Origin of the sequence: [Bacillus] enclensis (assembly GCF_001456935.1) — a bacterium.
GTDB classification, from domain to species: Bacteria; Bacillota; Bacilli; order Bacillales; family Bacillaceae_B; genus Rossellomorea; species Rossellomorea enclensis.
Genome location: NZ_KQ758483.1, coordinates 396,700 through 417,076 on the forward strand (window position 1 = coordinate 396,700; position 20,377 = coordinate 417,076).

Consider the following 20,377-nt stretch of genomic DNA (forward strand, 5'->3'; position numbering starts at 1 on the left):
GGGTCAGTCCTTTTTTAATAGACTAGTAATGAAAGATTTTCAATCATGAACTAACTTAAAGGAGAGATTGTATTGAAGAAAATTCAAAAGGTATTAGTCGCAAACCGCGGGGAAATTGCCATCCGCGTATTCCGTGCCTGTACGGAATTGAACATCAGGACTGTTGCAGTCTACAGTAAAGAAGATTCAGGCTCCTATCACCGGTATAAAGCAGATGAAGCTTACTTAGTCGGTGAAGATAAGAAACCGATTGATGCCTATCTCGATATAGAAGGCATTATTAAAATAGCAAAAAAATCAGATGTGGATGCCATCCATCCAGGTTACGGATTCCTTTCTGAAAATATTCATTTTGCCAGAAGATGTGAAGAAGAGGGCATCATTTTCGTTGGGCCTCATTCAACTCACTTGGACATGTTCGGGGATAAGGTCAAGGCAAGAAAACAAGCCCAGCTGGCAGATATCCCTGTCATTCCTGGAAGTGACGGACCGGTTACAAGCCTTGAAGAAGTGATCAGCTTTGGAAAGGAAGCAGGATTCCCGATCATCATCAAAGCATCCCTTGGCGGGGGTGGCCGCGGCATGAGGATCGTCCGAAACCTTGAGACCCTGAAAGAGGCATATGAACGTGCCAAGTCTGAAGCAAAAGCGGCATTTGGAAATGATGAAATCTATGTAGAAAAATTTGTGGAAAATCCAAAGCATATCGAGGTTCAGATCCTGGGGGATGCCGATGGAAACATTGTTCATCTTTTTGAACGGGACTGCTCGATTCAAAGGCGGCACCAGAAGGTCGTGGAAATCGCCCCTTCCGTATCCCTTGATGACAAATTAAGAGAGGATATTTGTGAAGCGGCAGTACGCTTGATGGATAACGTGAAATATGTGAATGCCGGTACGGTTGAATTTCTAGTTGCAAACAACCAATTTTATTTCATAGAAGTGAACCCGAGGGTACAGGTCGAGCACACCATCACAGAAATGGTGACAGGGGTGGATATCGTTCAATCCCAGCTGCTCATTGCCGAAGGACATGCCCTGCACAGCCGTGAAGTGGGCATACCCCTGCAGGAAGATGTCAAGTTGCATGGATATGCCATTCAGTCAAGGGTAACAACTGAGGATCCGCTAAATAACTTCATGCCGGACACAGGAAAGATCATGGCATACAGATCAGGTGGAGGATTCGGTGTCCGTCTTGACGCCGGGAATGGATATCAGGGTGCAATCGTCACACCATATTATGATTCCCTGCTTGTAAAGCTTTCGACATGGGCCTTGACATTTGAACAAGCTGCATCGAAAATGGTCAGAAATCTTCAAGAATTTAGAATTCGCGGAATCAAGACCAATATTCCTTTCCTGGAGAACGTCGTGAAACATGAAAAGTTCATCACTGGAGAATATGATACATCATTCATCGATACGACTCCTGAACTATTCATTTTTCCTAAACGAAAAGACCGCGGAACGAAAATGCTCTCTTATATAGGAAATGTGACCGTCAATGGCTTCCCGGGAGTGGAAAAGAAGAAAAAGCCGGTATTCTCCAGACCAAGGATGCCTGAATTCGATCCTACAGGGACAGCAAAACCCGGAACCAAACAAATACTGGATCAGCATGGCGCTGAAGGGCTGGTAAACTGGGTGAAGGACCAGAAGCAGGTACTTTTGACAGATACTACATTCCGTGATGCGCACCAGTCACTCCTGGCTACCCGTGTCAGAACGAATGATCTGAAGCAGATTGCAGAGCCGACATCCCATCTTCTTCCTGATATGTTCTCCTTTGAAATGTGGGGAGGGGCTACATTTGATGTTGCCTACCGCTTCTTGAAAGAAGACCCATGGAACCGCCTATTGACGTTGAGGGAACGCATTCCAAATGTGTTATTCCAAATGTTGTTAAGGGCTTCCAACGCAGTTGGTTACAAGAATTATCCGGATAATGTCATCAGGGAGTTCGTGGAGAAATCTGCATTTGCAGGTATCGATGTATTCAGGATCTTTGACAGTCTGAACTGGGTGAAAGGAATGGAAGTCGCAATTGATTCCGTAAGACAGAGCGGGAAAATTGCTGAAGCAGCCATTTGTTACACCGGGGATATCGATGACCCGACACGTACCAAATATGATATTGACTATTACAAGAATCTTGCAAAGGAACTTGAAGCGAGCGGAGCGCATATCCTTGCAATCAAGGATATGGCAGGGTTATTGAAACCACAGGCTGCATACAGGCTTATTTCCGAACTGAAAGAATCTGTAAGCCTCCCTATTCACCTGCATACACATGATACAAGCGGAAATGGTATTTATACTTATGCAAGAGCGATCGATGCAGGTGTAGATATCGTAGATACTGCTCTCAGCACGATGTCTGGACTGACTTCGCAGCCTAGTGCGAACTCACTCTATTATGCTTTAAAAGGTACTGAAAGAGAGCCGGAAGTAAATGTTGAATCCCTTGAATCACTTTCCCACTACTGGGAAGATGTGCGTAAATACTATACCGACTTCGAAAGCGGTATGATGTCGCCTCATCCTGAAGTTTATAAGCATGAGATGCCAGGCGGCCAATACAGTAATCTTCAGCAGCAGGCAAAAGCCGTAGGGCTTGGCGAACGCTGGGAAGAAGTGAAAGAGATGTATGCAAGGGTCAATCATCTATTTGGTGATATCGTCAAGGTTACACCTTCCTCCAAAGTGGTAGGGGACATGGCTCTATTCATGGTGCAAAATGATCTCTCAGAACAGGATGTCATTGAAAAGGGTGAAAAGATAGACTTCCCGGATTCAGTTGTTGAACTGTTTGAAGGATATCTCGGGCAGCCGCATGGAGGATTCCCTGAGGAACTGCAGAAAGTCATTCTTAAAGGGAGAAACCCATTAACCGTACGTCCTGGGGAACTGCTGGATGACGTAGACTTTACGAAATTGAAAGAAAAGCTCTATGAACAACTCAACCGTCCGGTCACCAGCTTTGATGCACTTGGATATGCACTATATCCAAAAGTATTTTCCGACTATGCACAAACACTTGAACAATTCGGTGACATTTCCGTTCTTGATACACCTACATTCCTGTTCGGAATGAGACTGGGCGAGGAAATCGAAGTTGAAATCGAGACTGGAAAAACCTTGATCGTAAAACTGGTATCAATTGGTCAGGCTCAGGCTGATGGTACAAGAGTCGTTTATTTTGAGTTAAATGGACAGCCGCGTGAGGTTGTAATCAAAGATGAAAATATCAAATCCACGGTAGCCGCGAAAAGAAAAGTTGATCCTAAGGATGAAACTCATATCGGGGCTTCTATGCCGGGAACAGTCATCAGGGTGATTGTAGAAAAGGGCGAAAAGGTGGAAAAAGGTGATCACCTGATGATCACAGAGGCCATGAAAATGGAAACCACCGTCCAGGCACCATTCTCTGGAACCGTAAAAGACATTTATGTAGGAAGCGGAGATGCAATCAGTCCGGGGGATTTATTGATAGAAATGCAAAAATAACATCATAAAAAAGGGATGCCGGTACATTACCGGCATCCCTTTTATTCATTTGTCACTTTACTCCTGGAAGCAAGGAGTATGAAGTAACATAACAACCCAAATAAGCAGGAGATGATCAAAGCATGAAGCAATGCAATTCCTAGGTTCAACCTTGTGAAGACAACCAAAGCTCCTGATATAACCTGTAAGGATACAAGGGTGAATGCTATGATCCATCCCCAATAAATGACTTTCTGATGCTTGTGCTCTTTAATCGCGATATATGTGATGTAACCTATCCAGATAAATATCATCCCGGCTGCAAACCGATGTCCCATTTGGATCCATTCATACATATTTGAAGGCAGTCCCGGACTTGAATTCACACAAAGCGGCCAGTCTTTACAGACCAGACTTGAATTTGTATGGCGGACTAGAGCCCCGGTATAAACGACCATGTAACTGTAAATGGTCACACCTATCATATGAAATCTCATACGTTTATCGATAACCAGTGAGCTTGCCTCGAATTTTTGATCAACTTCGAAAATGAGTAAAGTCAGCAGCAATATGGCTGCAAATGAAATGAGTGAAATTCCGAAATGCAGTGCAAGTACGAAGTCTGATTGACCCCAGATAACTGCAGCGGCTCCTATCAATCCTTGCAGCAGGAGGAAAAAGAATGATAGAACGGATAGAAACTTGGTTTCGCGCTTATATCCGATGGCTTTCCAGGACCATACCGAAAGGGCAAGGACCAGCAGACCCACTCCTCCGGAAACCACTCTGTGAGCAAGCTCAATGACAAGTTCCACAGTAATGTCCGTAGGGATCAGCTGGCCGTTGCACAATGGCCAGGACCGGCCGCAGCCCATGCCTGACTCTGTTTTGGTCACCAGGGCACCGCCTAATAGTACAAATAGCATACCGAGTGTCGTGATGACGGCAAGCCACTTTAATCCTTTATGCAATCAATTCACCTTCTTAGTTTAAGTCTTTAGAGTTGTAGAAAATAAAAATATAGTAGAAAAATAGTTTGTCGCCTTTCGATAATAACGAAATGAAAGCTAAAACTCAATGTATAAAATGTTACAGAATATTGAGCATTACTCACCATCAAGTCGGGAAGACTACTTGCAGACAGCCGAAATTCCTGAATTTTACTTTACTGTAATTGTGTAAGCGCTTATCCAGAAAGTATGATATGATAAAGACGATGCCTTATACAATGTCGAAAGCATTGCCGACTGCCTTCTTCACAATTTCTTCACAATATTATTTTTTTTCACCCCAAAAAGGAAAAAATATATGGTTTAATATAATATTGATAGCATGATTACTATTTCTTATCTTTGCTAAAAATTTGAATTTGATATAGAAATGGCAGATCATTTACTTTATAGTAGTAAGAGGTGTCATCTGCCTCTGTTTGGTTTTAACGTGAGGAGGGGTAAAATGTCAAACAGTCGAATAATGACAAATGTTGAAAAAGCTGAGATCTCTACATCCACTGTATGGAAAGATTTCTTGGCACTTATTAAGGTCGGAATTGTTAATTCAAATCTAATCACTACTTTTACCGGGATGTGGTTAGCATTTTATTTTACTAATACACACTTTCTGAATTCTCTGGATATCATGTTCCTAACTCTAGTGGGTTCATCTCTGATCATTGCCGGATCATGTGTGATCAATAATGTCTATGACCGCGACATCGATCATCTGATGGAACGTACAAAGGAACGCCCGACAGTTACCGGGAAGATCAATGGAACGAAAGCTTCATTATTGGGGCTGCTGATGATTGCATTCGGAATCATCATGCTGTTCATGACAACTGTGACTGCAGGTGTAATAGGACTTATAGGTGTATTCAGTTATGTTGTATTATATACAATGTGGTCCAAAAGGAAATATGTAAGCAACACGATTGTTGGAAGCATATCTGGTGCAGTCCCTCCACTGATTGGGTGGGCCGCCGTAGATGCTAACCTTGATATCGTAGCATGGATGCTGTTTTTGATGATGTTCATCTGGCAGCCGCCGCATTTCTATGCGCTTGCGATGAAACGCGTGGAAGAATATCGTGCAGCGGATATCCCTATGCTCCCTGTTGTAAAAGGCTTTGCCGTGACTAAGCATCATATCGTTGCCTGGGTCGCTGCCTTACTGCCGATTCCTTTCTTCTTAATGGATCTTGGATTGTTTTTCTTCATTCTTGCCACAGCCTTCAATATCGGCTGGTTAGCACTTGGCCTTGCAGGCTATAAAATGAAGGATGATATTAAGTGGTCTAAATTGATGTTTGTATATTCACTTAATTATTTGACTATCTTGTTTGTAGCAATGGTTATTGTTACCGTTATATAAGATTAGTGGGAATTCTTTCTGATAAGAAATCCAAATAGATATTTTTTGAGTCCTTGTTTTATTTCAGGAAGTACATTACACGAAAGAGGGGTTTGATTAAGCTATGAAAGCAAGGCTAACTAAGTGGCGCTTATTCTCCATTGTAGCCATGATGGCACTTATTCTTTCCGGTTGCGGTGAGCCGTTTCTATCTACACTGCAGCCGGCAGGGGAAGTAGCACAGACACAATATGATCTAATGATTCTTGCTACATCAATAATGGTATTGGTTATTATTGTAGTAGTAATCATCTATGCAGTGGCGATCATCCGTTTCCGCAGAAAAAAAGGAGACACTGCGATCCCAAAACAAGTTGAAGGAAGCCATACGTTGGAAATCCTATGGACAGTCATTCCAATCATCCTTCTGCTTATCCTTGCAGTTCCTACAGTCACTGCAACATTCCAGCTTGCTGATACAAAAGCAATGGACAAAAAAGACGCTGACGGTAATCGTGAAGCGCTGGTTGTAAATGTTCGTGCCAACCTTTATTGGTGGGAATTCGAATATCCAGACCAAAAAATCATCACTTCTCAAGATTTGGTTGTTCCAACCGATCAGAAGGTCTACTTCAATGTAACAGCTTCTGATGTAAAACATTCATTCTGGATTCCAGCAGCAGGAGGAAAGATTGATACTAACGTGGATGGTGTGAACACATTCTTCCTTGAGTTTGATGGTAAAAAGGCTGAAGAAGCCGGCGGGGTATTCTATGGTAAATGTGCCGAACTTTGCGGTCCTTCCCACGCATTAATGGACTTCAAAGTTAAAGCGTTACCAAAAGATGAATTCACTGCATGGGTGGACGATATGCAAAACGCAGGAGATCCAAAACCTGCTTCTGACTTAGCGCAACAAGGACAAGATATCTTCAATCAAAAATGCTTGAGCTGTCATGCGGTTTCCCCGGAAGATGGCCGTCCCGAATCTGCACGCCTTGCTCCGAACTTAGCAACTTTCGGCGAGCGTAACCGTATTGCTGGGATTCTCGAACATAATGAAGAAGAACTCAAAAACTGGTTGACAGATCCGGAACAGTATAAGCCAGGAAACAAAATGACAGGTACATATGGAGAGTTAACTGAAGAAGAAAAGGATGCTCTTGCAGAATACCTGATGGGTCTGAAAGTTCAAGATTAATAGGGGATAAGTTAAAAGGGAGGTTAAATCGTGAGTAGCTTAGCACAGAAAAAAGGCTTCGGTGCGACTGTTTGGGATTACTTAACTACAGTAGACCATAAAAAGATCGCCATCCTTTACCTTATGGCAGGAGGATTCTTCTTCCTACTCGGTGGATTAGAAGCTCTTATTATCCGTATACAGCTTGCAGTGCCTAATAGTGATTTCATTAGTGCAGGCTTATACAACGAAGTATTAACGATGCACGGTACAACGATGATATTCTTGGCAGCCATGCCGCTGATATTTGCATTTATGAATGCAGTTGTACCTTTACAGATCGGTGCTCGTGATGTTGCATTTCCATTTGTGAATTCACTTGGATTCTGGTTATTCTTCTTCGGTGGAGTATTCCTGAATCTTTCATGGTTCATGGGTGGAGCACCTGATGCAGGATGGACATCTTATGCATCACTGTCAATGGCCTCTGAAGGTCATGGAATTGATTTTTACGTCTTAGGTTTACAGATTGCCGGTGCAGGTACATTGATTGGCGGTATCAACTTCCTTGTTACCATCATTAATATGCGTGCCCCTGGGATGACATATATGCGTATGCCACTGTTCACCTGGACAGCGTTTGTTACATCAGCACTAATCTTATTTGCATTTCCAGCCCTGACAGTCGGTCTTTTCTTAATGATGTTCGACCGTATGTTCGGCTCTAATTTCTTTGATGTTGCCAATGGCGGTAACACGATTATCTGGGAGCATTTCTTCTGGATCTTCGGACACCCGGAAGTATACATCCTTGTATTACCGGCATTCGGAATTTTCTCAGAGATCATTCCGCACTTCTCAAGAAAACGTTTATTCGGTTACTCATCCATGGTATTTGCGACCGTATTGATCGGTTTCCTTGGATTCATGGTATGGGCTCACCATATGTTCACAGTTGGTCTTGGACCGATTGCAAATGCAATCTTCGCAGTTGCTACCATGGCGATTGCCGTACCGACAGGTATTAAGATCTTTAACTGGCTTCTCACAATGTGGGGAGGAAGCTTGCGATTCACTACACCTATGTTGTATGCGGTTGCTTTCATTCCTTCATTCGTTGCTGGGGGAGTCACAGGTATCATGCTTGCATCAGCAGCAGCTGACTACCAATTCCATGATACGTATTTCGTAGTGGCACACTTCCACTATGTAATCGTTGGTGGTGTTGTATTCGCACTATTGGCTGGAACGCATTATTACTGGCCGAAGATGTTCGGTACGATGTTAAATGATTTCCTTGGAAAAATCTCTTTCTGGTTATTCTTTATTGGATTCCACTTAACGTTCTTTATCCAGCATTTCCTCGGTCTTATGGGGATGCCGCGTCGTATTTGGAAGTTCTTGCCTGGTCAAGGGTTTGAAACAGGAAACCTGGTTAGTTCCATCGGAGCAGGATTTATGGGAGTTGCTGTAATCATCCTGTTATTTAACATCATCATGACGCAAGTTAAAGGTGTTAAAGTCGGTAATGACCCTTGGGGAGATGGACGTACCATCGAATGGTCAATTCCATCACCGCCGCCATTCTATAACTTCAAGCAGACACCTCTTATCCGTGGATTGGATGCTTTCTGGCTTGAGAAAATGGAAGGCAAGAAAGAGCTTACACCAGCAGAACCGATCGGTGATATCCATATGCCGAATAATTCAATTCTTCCTGTATTCATCTCATTCGGTTTGTTTGTGGCAGCATTCGGTGCCATGTACCGTCCGGATGGAGAAGCATGGGCACTGCCTGTTTTGATTATCGGTATGCTGATCACATTAAGTTCAATGTTCCTGAGATCTGTAATCGACGATCATGGTTATCATGTTCACAAAGAAGATTTAATGGATGATGATAAAGGGGGTAAGGCATAATGCACGCTGAAGAAAAATTCACGCCGAAGACCTGGCCGGCCTCCCCTGAAAAGGCAACCCTTGAGGGGAAAAATAAGTTCATGGGATTCTGGTTCTTCCTTGGCGGAGAAACAGTTCTGTTCGGCTCGTTGTTCGCTACTTATCTTGCTCTTAAGAACAAAGTGCCTAGTGAAAGCCATGCATTGACGACTGATTTATTTGATCTGCCTCTTTCATTCGTGGCTACTATGCTTCTTTTAACAAGCTCGTTAACAAGTGTTTATGCAATGTACCATATGAAAAATTACAATTTCCAGAGAATGCAGGCCTGGTTACTGATCACTGTATTATTGGGTGCAGGGTTCCTAGGGTTGGAAATTTATGAGTTCAATCATTATGTTCATGAATACGGGCATACTTTTACTAGCAGCGCGTTTGGCTCGGCATTTTATGCGCTTGTTGGCTTCCACGGAGGGCACGTAGCATTCGGGCTCCTTTGGATCATTAGTCTAATGCTTCGTAATGCGAAACGCGGACTTAACCTTTACAACGCTCCGAAGTTTTATTTAGCTTCACTATACTGGCACTTCATCGACGTTGTATGGGTATTTATCTTTACAGTAGTATACTTAATGGGAATGGTGGGATAAACTGATGGCGAATCAACAATCAAATTCAGGTAACCCAAGTGTAGATTACGAATATAAACGTAAGAAAAACGCGGAAGACATGAGGATGCAGGTAACTTCATTCATGTTTATGATTTTCTTAACACTTGTTGCTTTCATCGCTGTTGCAGGTGATTTTGATAAGTACTTCGTAGTACCATTCATCCTGCTGCTTGCAGTAGTACAATTGATTTTCCAATTATACTATTTCATGCACATGAGTCACAAAGGACATGAAGCTCCTTCATTGTTCTTGTATTCCGGGGCACTTGTAGCGTTTATCACAGTGTTAACATTCTTGACGATCGTATGGATCTAATTAAGAAAAGCCAGCCAATTTAATTGGCTGGCTATTTTATTGTTCTGCTTCAGCTGCTGGAGGCTCATGTCATACATGGTTTATTTAAGGATGTATACTTGGTTTTAGGCTTTTTTGACGCTGTTTTCTATATGGCTGCCCCCGTTCTAATTGGGGAAATCAGCGTTTTGGCTCTATAAGCGCTTAATTGGAGCCTGCGGAACGGGTGGAATCGGGGTAATCTTTTAATTTTGGCCGGTAATCTTTCGAAAACTGGACTTTTTCTTTCGATTCCGGGCCATAATCTTCGAATTCTGGGAGATAATCTTTTAATTTTAGGATTTATTCCACCACTTACCAAAAATATCCAAACTGTCCACTGCATGATATACGAAGGCAAAGAACAACTTTCCTGCAAGTCCCATTCATATTGGCTGGGCGAGCCGCCTCCGCTTTTCTATTGTCCAGCTGCAGGGCTTAGAGGCACATGTCATAAGCCAACCCGGCCAAGAAGGCAAAGAGCGCCTTCCAGTCCCGCCCGTCTTATGCCACCCGCCTCTGAGCAAAGCCCTTCCGCATTTCTATTGTCCAGCTCCGGCGGCTAGAGGCTCGAGGTCATAAGCTAAATGGACCAAGAAGGCAAAGAACGCCTTCCCGGCCCATTCATCTTATGCTTGTCGCCTCTGAGCGAGCCGCCTCCGCTTTTCTTAATTGTTCATGAACTTGTCATTAGCTTGGATTGAAGTGGGGGGGAGTTGACAGTATAATGGGGGTAGCGGTTATTAGTGAAATGAGGTGAGGATATGCCGTTGGGTATATTTGGTTTTATGGCTTTATGGAGCCCATTTTTTATTTTGGCATTGGTGTTTATCACAGTTGTTTATTTTTTGGTCACCACGAAGTGGAGAACAAGCTTTAGGGAAAGTACTCCGCTGACTGGAAAGGAAGCAGCTTATTTTATAGTGGCGATCCTCCTTTTATATGCCATCAAAGGTTCGCCTGTTGAAGTAATGAGCACGATATTATTTTCTGCTCACATGACTCAGATGGCCCTTCTGTACTTAGTAGTAACACCTCTGATTATCATGGGAATTCCTAATTGGGTCTGGAAGGAAATAATAAACCTCCCAGTTGTCAAACCAATATTTAAGTTCATGACAAAGCCTTTGATTGCTCTGCTTTCATTTAATGTTGTGTTTTCGGTTTATCATATTCCGCTGGTATTTGATCATGTCAGAACAGATGTTACAGCGCACGGATTGGCTACAGTCATCTTGTTCTTATTATCCATTGTAATGTGGTGGCCGCTCTTGAACCCTGCGGATGAGGATATCGACTTAGAAGGTTTAAAGAGAATTGGATATATATTGGGAAGTGCGGTTTTATTGACACCGGCTTGCGGATTGATTATCTTCGCAGAGAATCCCTTGTATGCACCTTATTATGACCCTGAAGCGTTTATGCAATCTTTGGCCCTCTGTGTGCCGGTTGACACGTTACAGGGCATGACGCTGACCGGTCCCGAGTTATTCACCTCTATGTCCACCTTGAATGACCAGCAGTTGGGTGGAGTCATTATGAAAATCATTCAGGAGATTGTTTTCGGAGTAATGCTTTTTAATCTTTTCTTTCAATGGTATCGAAAAGATATGGAAAAACAGGAAAGACTTTCGTATGATCCGGTTGTAGACCAAACAAGGACTGAATAATGATCATACTTTCAGGGATAGCTTGCCGCCATTCCTGCCGTACATAGAATAAATACAGAAAAGTGAGGACTTGTAAAAATGGGTGTACCAATTTTACCTACGATCAGCACCAGTTTCATCGTTCTAAGTGCTATCACTGTAGCCATTGGCTGGTGGCAAATCAAACAAAGGAAAATCGAGAAGCATCAAGGGACGATGACCCTTGCAGGGATTTTTGCACTGATTTTCTTTATTATTTACGCAAGCAGAACCATCTTCATCGGGAATACTTCATTTGGGGGACCGGATAATATCAAGATTTATTATACAATCTTCTTGATTTTCCATATCACCCTCGCGACTGTAGGGGCTGTGTTCGGTTTAATGAGTTTATGGACAGGATATAAAGAAAAATTGGCAAGACATAGAAAGCTGGGACCTGTCACCAGCATCATTTGGTTCTTCACCGCGATCACCGGGGTTGCTGTATACATGCTGCTCTATGTCTTTTATGAAGGCGGGGAGACGACATCTGTCATAAAGGCAATAATAGGGAGCTGAGTTCCCGGTCCGTATAAGAACGTTCTTATACGGGCTTTTTTATTGCAGAAAAGGATAAGCGGTTCTTCTGTCGAATTAAACAAGTGAGAAAGGGGGTAATCATACTATGACACACAGTATAAAAAAACTTGAACAAAACCTTTATGAAGAATCTTTACAGTTATCCGAATATGCATTTCAATACAAAGTACCTTCTGAGAAGAGAGATAAAAGACTTCAACAGTTAAAGGTGCAGGATGTCTATGGTATCTTTTCTGAGGGTTCCCTGGCGGCCAAGCTTCATTTGCTTTCCCTGGAAGTATGGATTGGTAATGAGAAGTATTCGATGGGGGGAATAGCAGGTGTTGCAACTTACCCGGAGTACAGGCGAAAAGGATTAGTAAGGAGTTTACTGTCTCATGCGCTAGAGGAAATGAATAATAAGGGGCAGACGATCTCGATGCTGCACCCATTTGATATTGATTTCTACAGGAAATTCGGGTGGGAGGTTTTCGCTTATTTTAACAAGTTATATTTAACAAAAAAAGATTTAATCCCAATAAAAAAAACAAATGGTAGCATCAAAAGATTTACAAAGGAAACTTACCCTGTAGAACTTCATCAATTGTATGACCGTTATGCCTCTAATCATAGTGGAATGCTTGAACGCACAAAGGAATGGTGGAAGGAAAGAAGTATCGGGGATTTATGGATTGCGATATACTATGATGAAAATCATGTCCCGCAAGGCTATCTTAGTTATGAAGTCAAGAATCAAAAAATGAAGGTAGAGGAATTCGTTCCATTGAACGCTGAGGCGAGACACGGATTATGGAACTTTATCTGTCAGCATGATTCGATGATCAACGAATCAGAACTGGTGCTGAATCCAAATGAGCCATTGTCATTTCTGCTCAGGAATCCCCGCGTGAAAATGGAGCGTTTTCCTTATTTTATGAATAGAATTGTGAATGTGGAAAGCTTCTTGAATGCCCATTTGAAGCATATTGAGTTTGATGACCGCTTAACGCTAACAATTAAAGATGATCAAGCTGAATGGAATAATGGTACCTTTACAGTGTCGGCACACGGTGTGAAGAAAAGTGAACCGGCAGACAATACTGTAGTCATGGATATCAACACTCTAACAGCTGTCATTTTTGGAGTTTATTCACCAAAAGCACTGATGGATATGGGACAGATCGAAGGAGACTTGCCGGAAGTTGCTAAATTGGAAAAATTGACGAAGGATGTAAGTCCGTTTTTCTATGATTTCTTTTAAATATTAAAGGCTGTTTTCTAAAAGATTGTTGCTTTCCGTAAATTGGCTAGTAGCCTGAATGTTGCTTGTGGACGTGCTCTTTTCGAATTCAAGTTTAAACCACAGGTGGACGGACATCTGTAAACACCCAAGTTCCGGTATTTTCTTTTGTATAAAGCAACAAAGGATGAGAAAAGAGCTATATTAAAAAAAGGACCGGCCGGGATGGCAGGTCCTTTTTGCTCAAACTTTGAAATTGGTCTTGATTATGCCGGCTTCTTTTGCTGAATTGAATACAATCAATATCATCGGGCCGATGATGAAACCGAGTACTCCGAATAGCTTCAAGCCAAGGTACATGGCAATCAACGTAGCTAAAGGTGACAATCCAATATGAGTCCCCATGACTTTAGGTTCCACGGTTCTCCTGATGATTAATAATATGGCGGCCAGTACGGCAAGCTGAGTCCCAAGCGCAATGTTACCTGTAATCAAATGGAACATTGCCCATGGTCCCAGAATGACAATTGAACCTATCAGAGGGATGAAATCAATGATCCAAATGACAAGAGACATCACAATCGCCACTTCAGGGGAGATGAAAAGCAGCCCAATGAGTGAGACGAGAAAAATGATGATACTAACCAGAAACTGTGCTTTGAAAAAGCCGAAAATCACGTAAGACAGCCGGGACGTCATGAAATTCACTTTTTCGGCCGTCCGTTCAGTCAAGTGTCTGAAAATACTCAATTTTATTCCTGGCAGATCCAGCATAAATAGAAACAGTGCGATTAAATATACTAGAAAACTAACCAGGTAGCTTGGGATATAGGATAAAAATGCGCTGATTTTTTCTATATTTAACGAGTTAAGTATTTTTGTCTTAACCGAGGTCAGGAAGTTCTGCACTTCTTCACTAAAGCCCGTTACCACCTCATCGGGGAAGTCTTCTGCAGCATCCAGGAGCTTTTCCTCGTAATCCAGCCATATTTCACTTAATTGATTAATGTATTTAGGTGTATCTTCTATCAGCTGAATTCCTTCACCGACAACTTTTGTTGTGACGAACACAGCTGATAAACCTATTAACAACAAGAAAAGGATAAACACGGATAAAACCGCTATTTTTCTGTTGGTGGAAAAACGTTTTTGAGTGAATTTAACTGCTGGCTCAAGGAATAAGGCAGTGATGAGAGCAGTAATCAAGGGGACGGATATAGGCAATATAAAAAACGAAAGGATTGCCAGGATGATGATGCTTATTAGGATGATAAAAACTTTTCTGGTGAAAAACTTTGACAATTGAGAACCCCTTTCTAACGTTTCCTCTTACTATTTATTATATTAGAGTAAAGAAAGAATGAACAGTAGGGAAGGAATTTAATTTTGATATTTTTGAGGCAGATAGACTGCTAAAAAATGCCCGAAGGCAGCTGCTGCCTTCGGGCATTTTCCGGGTAGTAAGCCGTCTCCACTTTTGGTTCATCCAGCTCCGGCGACTAGCCCCTCGAGGTCATAACTGAAAAATCCCTAAAGGCAAAGAGCGCCTTCAGGGATTTCCCAGTTATGCTTGTCGGGGCTGATCAAGCCGCCTCCGCTTTTGGTATTGTCCAGCTGCAGGGCTAAGAGGCACATGTCATAAGCCAAACCGCACAAGAAGGCAAAGAGCGCCTTCCAGTCCGGTTCGTCTTATGCCACCCGCCTCTGACCAAAGCCCTTCCGCATTTCTATCATCCAGCTACGGCGGCTAGAGGCTCGAGACATAAGCTAAGCCGGACAATAAGGCAAAGAACGCCTTTTTGTCCGGCTCATCTTATGCTTGTCGCCTCTGGGCGAGCCGCCTTCGCTTTAGGTATTACCAAGCGAATTCTGTTACTTCTTTTTTTACGTCTGCGATTAGTTTTTCACAAGAGGTCAGCAGGTGTTTAGGGAAATCTTCGCCTTCACCGTACTCTACGCCGTGTGGGTAGTAGTGTTTGCCCAATAGTGGTGTCATCAGTTGGATGACGGCGTCGTGCTTGCCGATATCGCCTTCCACTGCCAGTCCCTGAATACGAAGATAGAAAATGCCTTCTCTGATTTCAAACTTACGGTCGTATGTTACCCTTTCGTAATCCCACTGACCTGCACGGACAAGGCCGTGTGACTCCATGATGTCGTCAAGACGGTTCAAATCTACTTTAACACTCTCAATTCCTGTTTCTTCAAAACGCATAATATTTCCCTCCTATAATGTCTGGCGAAAGGATCAGGGTATAAAGTCATGTTCCCATTGCCTTTTTGATGTTCTTGTTAACAGCATTTATATCGGCAGTATGTAAAATGATACTAAATGCGGTATTTCTCATTCTTTATAATAGTGTAAAATTCTTTTTCTTGCAATGTTTGGATGAAAGCGATTTATGATTCTTTAAGGTGCATAAGTTATGGATGTAAGAGAAGAATAAGGAGAATCTCTAGATTGGAGGAGGGCTAGGATGCCGACGTTGAAAGAAATCATGACAAAAGATGTTGAAACATGCACGCTTCTCGATAATGTGTATGAAGTGGCAGTGAAAATGAAGGAATATAATGTGGGCTCGATCCCAATCGTAGACGGCGACAAAATTGTTGGGGTCATAACAGACAGGGATATTGTCACTAGATGTATAGCAGAAAAACACCCTGCTTCATCAAAAGTCGAGGATATCATGAGTAAGGAGCTTATCACGATCGCGCCGGACTCCGATGCTGCCCAGGCAGCACAGTTGATGGCATATAAACAGATCAGAAGGCTTCCGGTAGTAGAAGGCGGCCGGCTCGTCGGCGTCGTTTCCATTGGGGATTTCGCCATAAGGGAATCTTTGGAGGCACAAGCGTCTATAGCGCTCGAAGAGATTTCAGAATCCCACTTCAGTAACAAGCCATGTTAACCAAAAAAGGCGATCCCACCATCGCCTTTTTTAGTTGTAACTAAATTTATAAGATCTTTACATACCCATCAGTTTTAGTGAAAAATAAAATATGCTATGCTTTATACAATACATAATAATCAGAAACATTTTAAATGGTATAATAATGCTAGTATTTTATGCATATCCTGCTAGAGAAGGCAGAGAGGAGGGAAATCTCTGAAGACGGTTTTTCGCATCGCTATTATTCTTGTATTTATTCTATTAATAAGTATTTATCAAAGTCTAGAGGACGAGAACGAACCTTTAAAAGGACCTGATACACAGACTCTTAAGAAAGATCACGATAATCAGATGAAAAAGCCATTGGAAAATGCCGGGGAACGGCCTGTGTCAGGTCTCTCTACCTGGATAGGGAAAGGTTCGGATAAAGTAATCGATGCCTTTGGCGAACCGGAACGAATCGAGCCCGGCCTGTACGGATATGATTGGTGGATTTATCCGATTTCTCGGAAGCAATACCTCCAGATGGGGGTGGAAGATAATAAAGTAGTCACTCTTTATGCAATCGGCAATGAAGTCGATGTCAGTCCTTATAAGCTTGGGCAGAAGCTTGAAGATATCTATCGTTTTACCATTATCGAATCTGAAATCGTTGTCAATGATGAATCGGGATCCTATCAATTTGAACTGAATGAAGAAGATCTTAATACCCGCCTGCTGGTTTCATTAGGGGATATCTATGCACAGCTTTACCTTGATAAATTCACGGGAGAATTAATGAGTATCCGATTTTTGGACAGCGCCACCCTTATTAAAATGCATCCATATGAAATGATGTACCGGGGCGAGCTTGCTGAAGAACCACAACCCACTGATAATGAATGGAGTAAAATAGATACCGCAAGTGAACAGCAGATATTTGATATAACCAATGTAATGCGTGCTCAATTTGAGGCAGATGAGGTAGAGTGGAATGAAGAAACGGCAGAAGTAGCAAGGGGACATAGTAAGGAAATGTATGAGAAAGACTATTTTTCCCATGATTCACCTGTATTTGGAAGTCTTACTGATCGATTGGAATCCCAAGAGATCACGTTCAAGTCTGCAGGGGAAAACATTGCCTCGCAATATACTGATGCTCCCGAAGCAGTACACGGCTGGCTGAATTCTGAAGGCCACAGAAAAATCCTTCTTGAAAAAGATTTTACCGATCTGGGAGTGGGAGTCTATAAAAGATATTATACTCAGAACTTCATCGAGAAATTTATGATAGAGGAATAAAAAAGGTTGGCTATTCCAGGACACAGACAAACAGTCCTTGAAACGGCCAGCCTTCTTTTATTTCTTTTCAAAAATAAAGAATGATCCGGTAGAATGAGCTACCAATTTGCCTGAGGAATTCGTAACCTTGCCTTCAACCACCATTGTCTTTGTTCCCTTATGAACAATTGAGGCACTCGCAAACAATTCTTCACCGACTCCGGGTGAGACATAATGAACAGTTAAATTTGTTGTCACCGCTCCGTATCCTTCAGGGAGCATCATATTGGCGAGTGTCCCCATTGCTGTATCCACCAGGGTGGCAGTTACACCGCCATGCACTATTTTCAATGAATTATGTGTGACTTCAGTAATTGGGATACTTATTGTGAAGTTTCCGTCCACTGTGGATTTATCCATGGCAAATATCCCGCCGATTATGGATTCATTCAGATTATTCTGCTTCCGTTTAACTCCATTCAGCAGTTGACGGATACTTATTACTTCTTCTTCATCTGCTGTTTTTAGCACTTCATCCAGCAATTTGTGTAATTCTTCTTGCATAATCAAACATCCTTTTCTTTTACACAGCGTAAAATAATAATTATGAACACGACTGCTTAGTTTAGTTTTTCTGGTTGGTTTCTACAAAAGAATTTTACTACAAAAAGGAATGTATCACCATTTTTTCATTCCCATCATAAAATAATATAGGTTAATGTCCTGAGCAGGAGGTGCTGGGAATGGGAAAATCATTACACCCTAAAGTAAAGGAATTCAAGGAATTTGTCAGAAAGCATCCCAAAATTGTAAAAGATGTGCGAAACGGAAATGCAAATTGGCAGGATTTGTTTGAAGACTGGTATTTGCTTGGGGAAGAGGATACCCGGTGGAGCGTATACAAGGATGCTGAAAACAATAGTGACACTGGTACAGACAAAGAAGATAAAAGTAAAAATGGCTGGTTTGACCAAGTAGGTGATTTAGTGAAGAAAATGGATGCCAATCAATTGCAAAGCCATATCAATAATATCAATGAAGTGTTGGGAACCGTTCAGGGTGTCATCAGTCAGTTTCAATCTAATCCAAAAGGGACCTCAGTGACAAATGAGACACGTACCAAGCCTTCTCATCCCTTTTCATTCAGGAAAGACTAGGGGGGAAAGCATGAGAACGGATATCATCGAATACATTCATTCCAATGAAGAATTAAAGTTGTTTTTGAGGGAAAAACCTGAATGGTACAGGCGACTTTCAAGAAATCCAAATGAACTTGAAAAGTTTGAAATCGCATCGATCAATCACTTCCAAAAAACGATTCCACACCGGGTACAAAAATTCTCCAATGGAGTCCAGATGGCATCTATGATGATCAGTATGTTCCAAAGCATGAATGAATCATCTCAATAGGGTGTAAAAAGGAAAAGCGGCCGCTTTTCCTTTTTTATTTTCTGTTTATCAAATAACGCGTTTCTAGTTGAATAAACGTGAGTAAACAACGGTAAAGTTGGGGATGGCTAAGATAAAGGAGTGGTTTCAACTATGAAAAAGTATATCGTTCTAGCTGCTGCACTGCTCGTGGTTTTAAGCGGATGTAGAGACAATGCCCCCCCTGAACCTGAAAGTTTCAGCTTTGTGAAAAAGGCGCAGGCCCAAGAAACACTTTCTGTTAAGCACATTGTTCAGGGAAATCAGGTATTTATAGAATGCATCGTTCCTGATGTAACGTTTTCCTCCTTAAAAAAAGGAGCAAAAAAGGGGAAAATCGTTGTGACTTCAAATACAAACGGTCTTTACAAGGAATATCACACAGCGGCATTCGTCGTGAAAAACCTGCCCAAGGGCAACCATATATTGACGATTGAAGTGGTAAGCCCCAAGAATAAATCATTGGGAATAAAAAAACAACTATATGTAACGATTCCTTAGAGGTTCAAAAATAAGCGGGATTTTTTTACAAAGCATATTCGCTTCCAGTTCCTAAACGTGTTAAAATAACGTTATGGAGGTGGGCACTATGCTTGCTACTATAGAAAGAATGGAAATTCTGGATAGTGCAGATGAACTATCCCAATGGATATTAAATTCCGATGTGGCAGAAAATTATCGGAAGTCTCTATATAAACTTCGTAATAATGACGTTACGCAAAAAAAAATACAATTGTTTACGCGTATGAAGGAACGTTACGAAGAGGTACAAAGATTTGGACGTTATCATCCGGATTACAAAACGGTCATGAAGGAGATACGTGAACGTAAAAGGGAAATGGATATGGACGACAACGTAGCCGAGTTCAGAAGGGCTGAAAATGAACTTCAGGACCTCTTGGATAAAGTGAGTTTGATCATAGGACATTCCGTTTCAAAAAATGTGAAGGTTCCTTCCGGAAATCCTTTCTTCAGTGGGAGTTCTTGTGGAGGGGGCTGCGGATCTGGAGGCAGCTGCGGCTGTTCAGCCTGACAGATAAAAAAAGAGCTGGCGCTTCGTCAGCTCTTTTTTATTGCTTTAGCCGTACACAATCGACGCATAAGTTACCACAGCAGAACATCTTTTCCTGAGGGACATAAAAGCGATGGCGGTAGACGTATAACGAAGGCTGGGATCTGAAGAATATTGTATCGGAGTGCAGTCTCTTCCCTCTCATTGCACGCGCTGATCGTTTGCGGATTAGATATTCAACCTCATCCCTGTCCAATTCGGTTTCTACATACAGAAAGGGGATGCCTGCGGTCCATTTGGCGTAACAAGCGGCAATGCCGGGTTCATTGCGAAGAGAATCGATAAAATCATCCCATATGTACTTTAGGTCCATCATATCCCTCCCAAGTATTAATTTCTGCTTTATTAATG

The 20,377-nt window shown here is 42.2% G+C and carries 20 protein-coding genes; 15 read left to right on the plus strand and 5 right to left on the minus strand.

Annotation, left to right across the window (positions count from 1 at the left end):
* The first annotated feature begins 72 nt into the window (after positions 1–72).
* Positions 73–3,510, plus strand: a complete 3,438-nt coding sequence (pyc, locus tag AS034_RS09680; protein WP_058298348.1) for a pyruvate carboxylase — start codon at positions 73–75, stop codon at positions 3,508–3,510.
* Positions 3,511–3,551: 41 nt separating this feature from the next.
* Here pyc and AS034_RS09685 read toward each other — a convergent pair whose 3' ends face one another.
* Complete coding sequence (locus AS034_RS09685) at positions 3,552–4,460, minus strand: COX15/CtaA family protein (RefSeq protein WP_032088975.1); 909 nt, start codon at positions 4,458–4,460, stop codon at positions 3,552–3,554.
* 484 nt (positions 4,461–4,944) lie between these two features.
* On the opposite strand from AS034_RS09685, the gene cyoE reads away from it, so the two are divergent.
* The 8 genes from cyoE (at position 4,945) to AS034_RS09725 (ending at position 13,393) form a co-directional block, all read left to right on the plus strand.
* Positions 4,945–5,859, plus strand: a complete 915-nt coding sequence (gene cyoE, locus AS034_RS09690; RefSeq protein WP_032088974.1) for a heme o synthase — start codon at positions 4,945–4,947, stop codon at positions 5,857–5,859.
* Between the two features lie 103 nt (positions 5,860–5,962).
* Positions 5,963–7,039 carry a cytochrome c oxidase subunit II gene (gene coxB / locus AS034_RS09695; protein ID WP_032088973.1) on the plus strand — a complete coding sequence of 359 codons (1,077 nt, stop codon included), beginning with the start codon at positions 5,963–5,965 and terminating at the stop codon, positions 7,037–7,039.
* Between the two features lie 30 nt (positions 7,040–7,069).
* Positions 7,070–8,938, plus strand: coding sequence for a cytochrome c oxidase subunit I (ctaD, locus tag AS034_RS09700; RefSeq protein WP_032088972.1), 1,869 nt, complete (start codon positions 7,070–7,072; stop codon positions 8,936–8,938).
* Positions 8,938–9,567 carry a cytochrome (ubi)quinol oxidase subunit III gene (locus AS034_RS09705; protein ID WP_032088971.1) on the plus strand — a complete coding sequence of 210 codons (630 nt, stop codon included), beginning with the start codon at positions 8,938–8,940 and terminating at the stop codon, positions 9,565–9,567. Before ctaD ends, AS034_RS09705 begins: the two co-directional genes overlap by 1 nt.
* 4 nt (positions 9,568–9,571) lie before the next feature.
* A complete protein-coding gene (ctaF, locus tag AS034_RS09710; protein ID WP_032088970.1) occupies positions 9,572–9,904 on the plus strand; it encodes a cytochrome c oxidase subunit IVB in 333 nt (110 codons plus the stop codon).
* A gap of 782 nt (positions 9,905–10,686) precedes the next feature.
* On the plus strand, positions 10,687–11,592 hold the full coding sequence (ctaG, locus tag AS034_RS09715) for a cytochrome c oxidase assembly factor CtaG (RefSeq protein WP_058298349.1): 906 nt from the start codon (positions 10,687–10,689) through the stop codon (positions 11,590–11,592).
* A gap of 78 nt (positions 11,593–11,670) precedes the next feature.
* Positions 11,671–12,132: a DUF420 domain-containing protein gene (locus tag AS034_RS09720; protein WP_032088968.1), complete on the plus strand. Its 462-nt coding sequence runs from the start codon at positions 11,671–11,673 to the stop codon at positions 12,130–12,132.
* 106 nt (positions 12,133–12,238) lie between these two features.
* On the plus strand, positions 12,239–13,393 hold the full coding sequence (locus tag AS034_RS09725; protein WP_058298350.1) for a GNAT family N-acetyltransferase: 1,155 nt from the start codon (positions 12,239–12,241) through the stop codon (positions 13,391–13,393).
* A 222-nt stretch (positions 13,394–13,615) separates the two neighbouring features.
* Here the strand turns inward: AS034_RS09725 and ytvI are convergent, their stop codons facing one another.
* Positions 13,616–14,674: a sporulation integral membrane protein YtvI gene (gene ytvI / locus AS034_RS09730; protein ID WP_032088966.1), complete on the minus strand. Its 1,059-nt coding sequence runs from the start codon at positions 14,672–14,674 to the stop codon at positions 13,616–13,618.
* 553 nt (positions 14,675–15,227) lie between these two features.
* Positions 15,228–15,587, minus strand: coding sequence for a YugN family protein (locus AS034_RS09735; RefSeq protein ID WP_032088965.1), 360 nt, complete (start codon positions 15,585–15,587; stop codon positions 15,228–15,230).
* Positions 15,588–15,849: 262 nt separating this feature from the next.
* Here AS034_RS09735 and AS034_RS09740 point away from each other — a divergent pair, with 262 nt between their 5' ends.
* Together AS034_RS09740 and AS034_RS09745 are read left to right on the plus strand one after the other, a co-directional pair.
* Positions 15,850–16,284 (plus strand): CBS domain-containing protein, encoded by a 435-nt coding sequence (locus AS034_RS09740; protein WP_058298351.1) that lies wholly within the window; start codon positions 15,850–15,852, stop codon positions 16,282–16,284.
* 333 nt (positions 16,285–16,617) lie between these two features.
* Positions 16,618–17,547, plus strand: coding sequence for a CAP domain-containing protein (locus AS034_RS09745; RefSeq protein WP_052011642.1), 930 nt, complete (start codon positions 16,618–16,620; stop codon positions 17,545–17,547).
* Positions 17,548–17,604: 57 nt separating this feature from the next.
* Here the strand turns inward: AS034_RS09745 and AS034_RS09750 are convergent, their stop codons facing one another.
* Positions 17,605–18,090, minus strand: coding sequence for a PaaI family thioesterase (locus AS034_RS09750; RefSeq protein ID WP_058298352.1), 486 nt, complete (start codon positions 18,088–18,090; stop codon positions 17,605–17,607).
* Positions 18,091–18,269: 179 nt separating this feature from the next.
* Between AS034_RS09750 and AS034_RS09755 the strand changes: the two genes are divergently transcribed.
* The 4 genes from AS034_RS09755 to AS034_RS09770 all read left to right on the plus strand — a co-directional run bounded on the left by AS034_RS09755 (position 18,270) and on the right by AS034_RS09770 (position 19,987).
* The gene (locus AS034_RS09755; protein ID WP_058298353.1) at positions 18,270–18,683 is read left to right on the plus strand and encodes a YlbD family protein; all 414 of its coding nucleotides are present in this window, start codon (positions 18,270–18,272) and stop codon (positions 18,681–18,683) included.
* A 10-nt stretch (positions 18,684–18,693) separates the two neighbouring features.
* Complete coding sequence (locus tag AS034_RS09760; RefSeq protein ID WP_032088960.1) at positions 18,694–18,936, plus strand: YlbE-like family protein; 243 nt, start codon at positions 18,694–18,696, stop codon at positions 18,934–18,936.
* A gap of 132 nt (positions 18,937–19,068) precedes the next feature.
* The gene (locus tag AS034_RS09765) at positions 19,069–19,455 is read left to right on the plus strand and encodes a hypothetical protein (protein WP_058298354.1); all 387 of its coding nucleotides are present in this window, start codon (positions 19,069–19,071) and stop codon (positions 19,453–19,455) included.
* An 88-nt stretch (positions 19,456–19,543) separates the two neighbouring features.
* The gene (locus AS034_RS09770) at positions 19,544–19,987 is read left to right on the plus strand and encodes a YlbF/YmcA family competence regulator (RefSeq protein WP_032088958.1); all 444 of its coding nucleotides are present in this window, start codon (positions 19,544–19,546) and stop codon (positions 19,985–19,987) included.
* 37 nt (positions 19,988–20,024) lie between these two features.
* On the opposite strand, the gene AS034_RS09775 is transcribed toward AS034_RS09770, so the two are convergent.
* On the minus strand, positions 20,025–20,339 hold the full coding sequence (locus AS034_RS09775) for a hypothetical protein (RefSeq protein ID WP_032088957.1): 315 nt from the start codon (positions 20,337–20,339) through the stop codon (positions 20,025–20,027).
* Positions 20,340–20,377: the final 38 nt, after the last annotated feature.

Coding starts and splice junctions, on each gene's coding strand:
- cyoE (WP_032088974.1), top strand. CDS start 4,945: ATGTCAAACAGTCGAATAATGACAAATGTTGAAAAAGCTGAGATCTCT.
- coxB (WP_032088973.1), top strand. CDS start 5,963: ATGAAAGCAAGGCTAACTAAGTGGCGCTTATTCTCCATTGTAGCCATG.
- AS034_RS09705 (WP_032088971.1), top strand. CDS start 8,938: ATGCACGCTGAAGAAAAATTCACGCCGAAGACCTGGCCGGCCTCCCCT.
- ctaF (WP_032088970.1), top strand. CDS start 9,572: ATGGCGAATCAACAATCAAATTCAGGTAACCCAAGTGTAGATTACGAA.
- ctaG (WP_058298349.1), top strand. CDS start 10,687: ATGCCGTTGGGTATATTTGGTTTTATGGCTTTATGGAGCCCATTTTTT.
- AS034_RS09720 (WP_032088968.1), top strand. CDS start 11,671: ATGGGTGTACCAATTTTACCTACGATCAGCACCAGTTTCATCGTTCTA.
- AS034_RS09725 (WP_058298350.1), top strand. CDS start 12,239: ATGACACACAGTATAAAAAAACTTGAACAAAACCTTTATGAAGAATCT.
- AS034_RS09735 (WP_032088965.1), bottom strand. CDS start 15,587: ATGCGTTTTGAAGAAACAGGAATTGAGAGTGTTAAAGTAGATTTGAAC.
- AS034_RS09740 (WP_058298351.1), top strand. CDS start 15,850: ATGCCGACGTTGAAAGAAATCATGACAAAAGATGTTGAAACATGCACG.
- AS034_RS09745 (WP_052011642.1), top strand. CDS start 16,618: ATGAAAAAGCCATTGGAAAATGCCGGGGAACGGCCTGTGTCAGGTCTC.
- AS034_RS09750 (WP_058298352.1), bottom strand. CDS start 18,090: ATGCAAGAAGAATTACACAAATTGCTGGATGAAGTGCTAAAAACAGCA.
- AS034_RS09755 (WP_058298353.1), top strand. CDS start 18,270: ATGGGAAAATCATTACACCCTAAAGTAAAGGAATTCAAGGAATTTGTC.
- AS034_RS09760 (WP_032088960.1), top strand. CDS start 18,694: ATGAGAACGGATATCATCGAATACATTCATTCCAATGAAGAATTAAAG.
- AS034_RS09765 (WP_058298354.1), top strand. CDS start 19,069: ATGAAAAAGTATATCGTTCTAGCTGCTGCACTGCTCGTGGTTTTAAGC.
- AS034_RS09770 (WP_032088958.1), top strand. CDS start 19,544: ATGCTTGCTACTATAGAAAGAATGGAAATTCTGGATAGTGCAGATGAA.
- AS034_RS09775 (WP_032088957.1), bottom strand. CDS start 20,339: ATGGACCTAAAGTACATATGGGATGATTTTATCGATTCTCTTCGCAAT.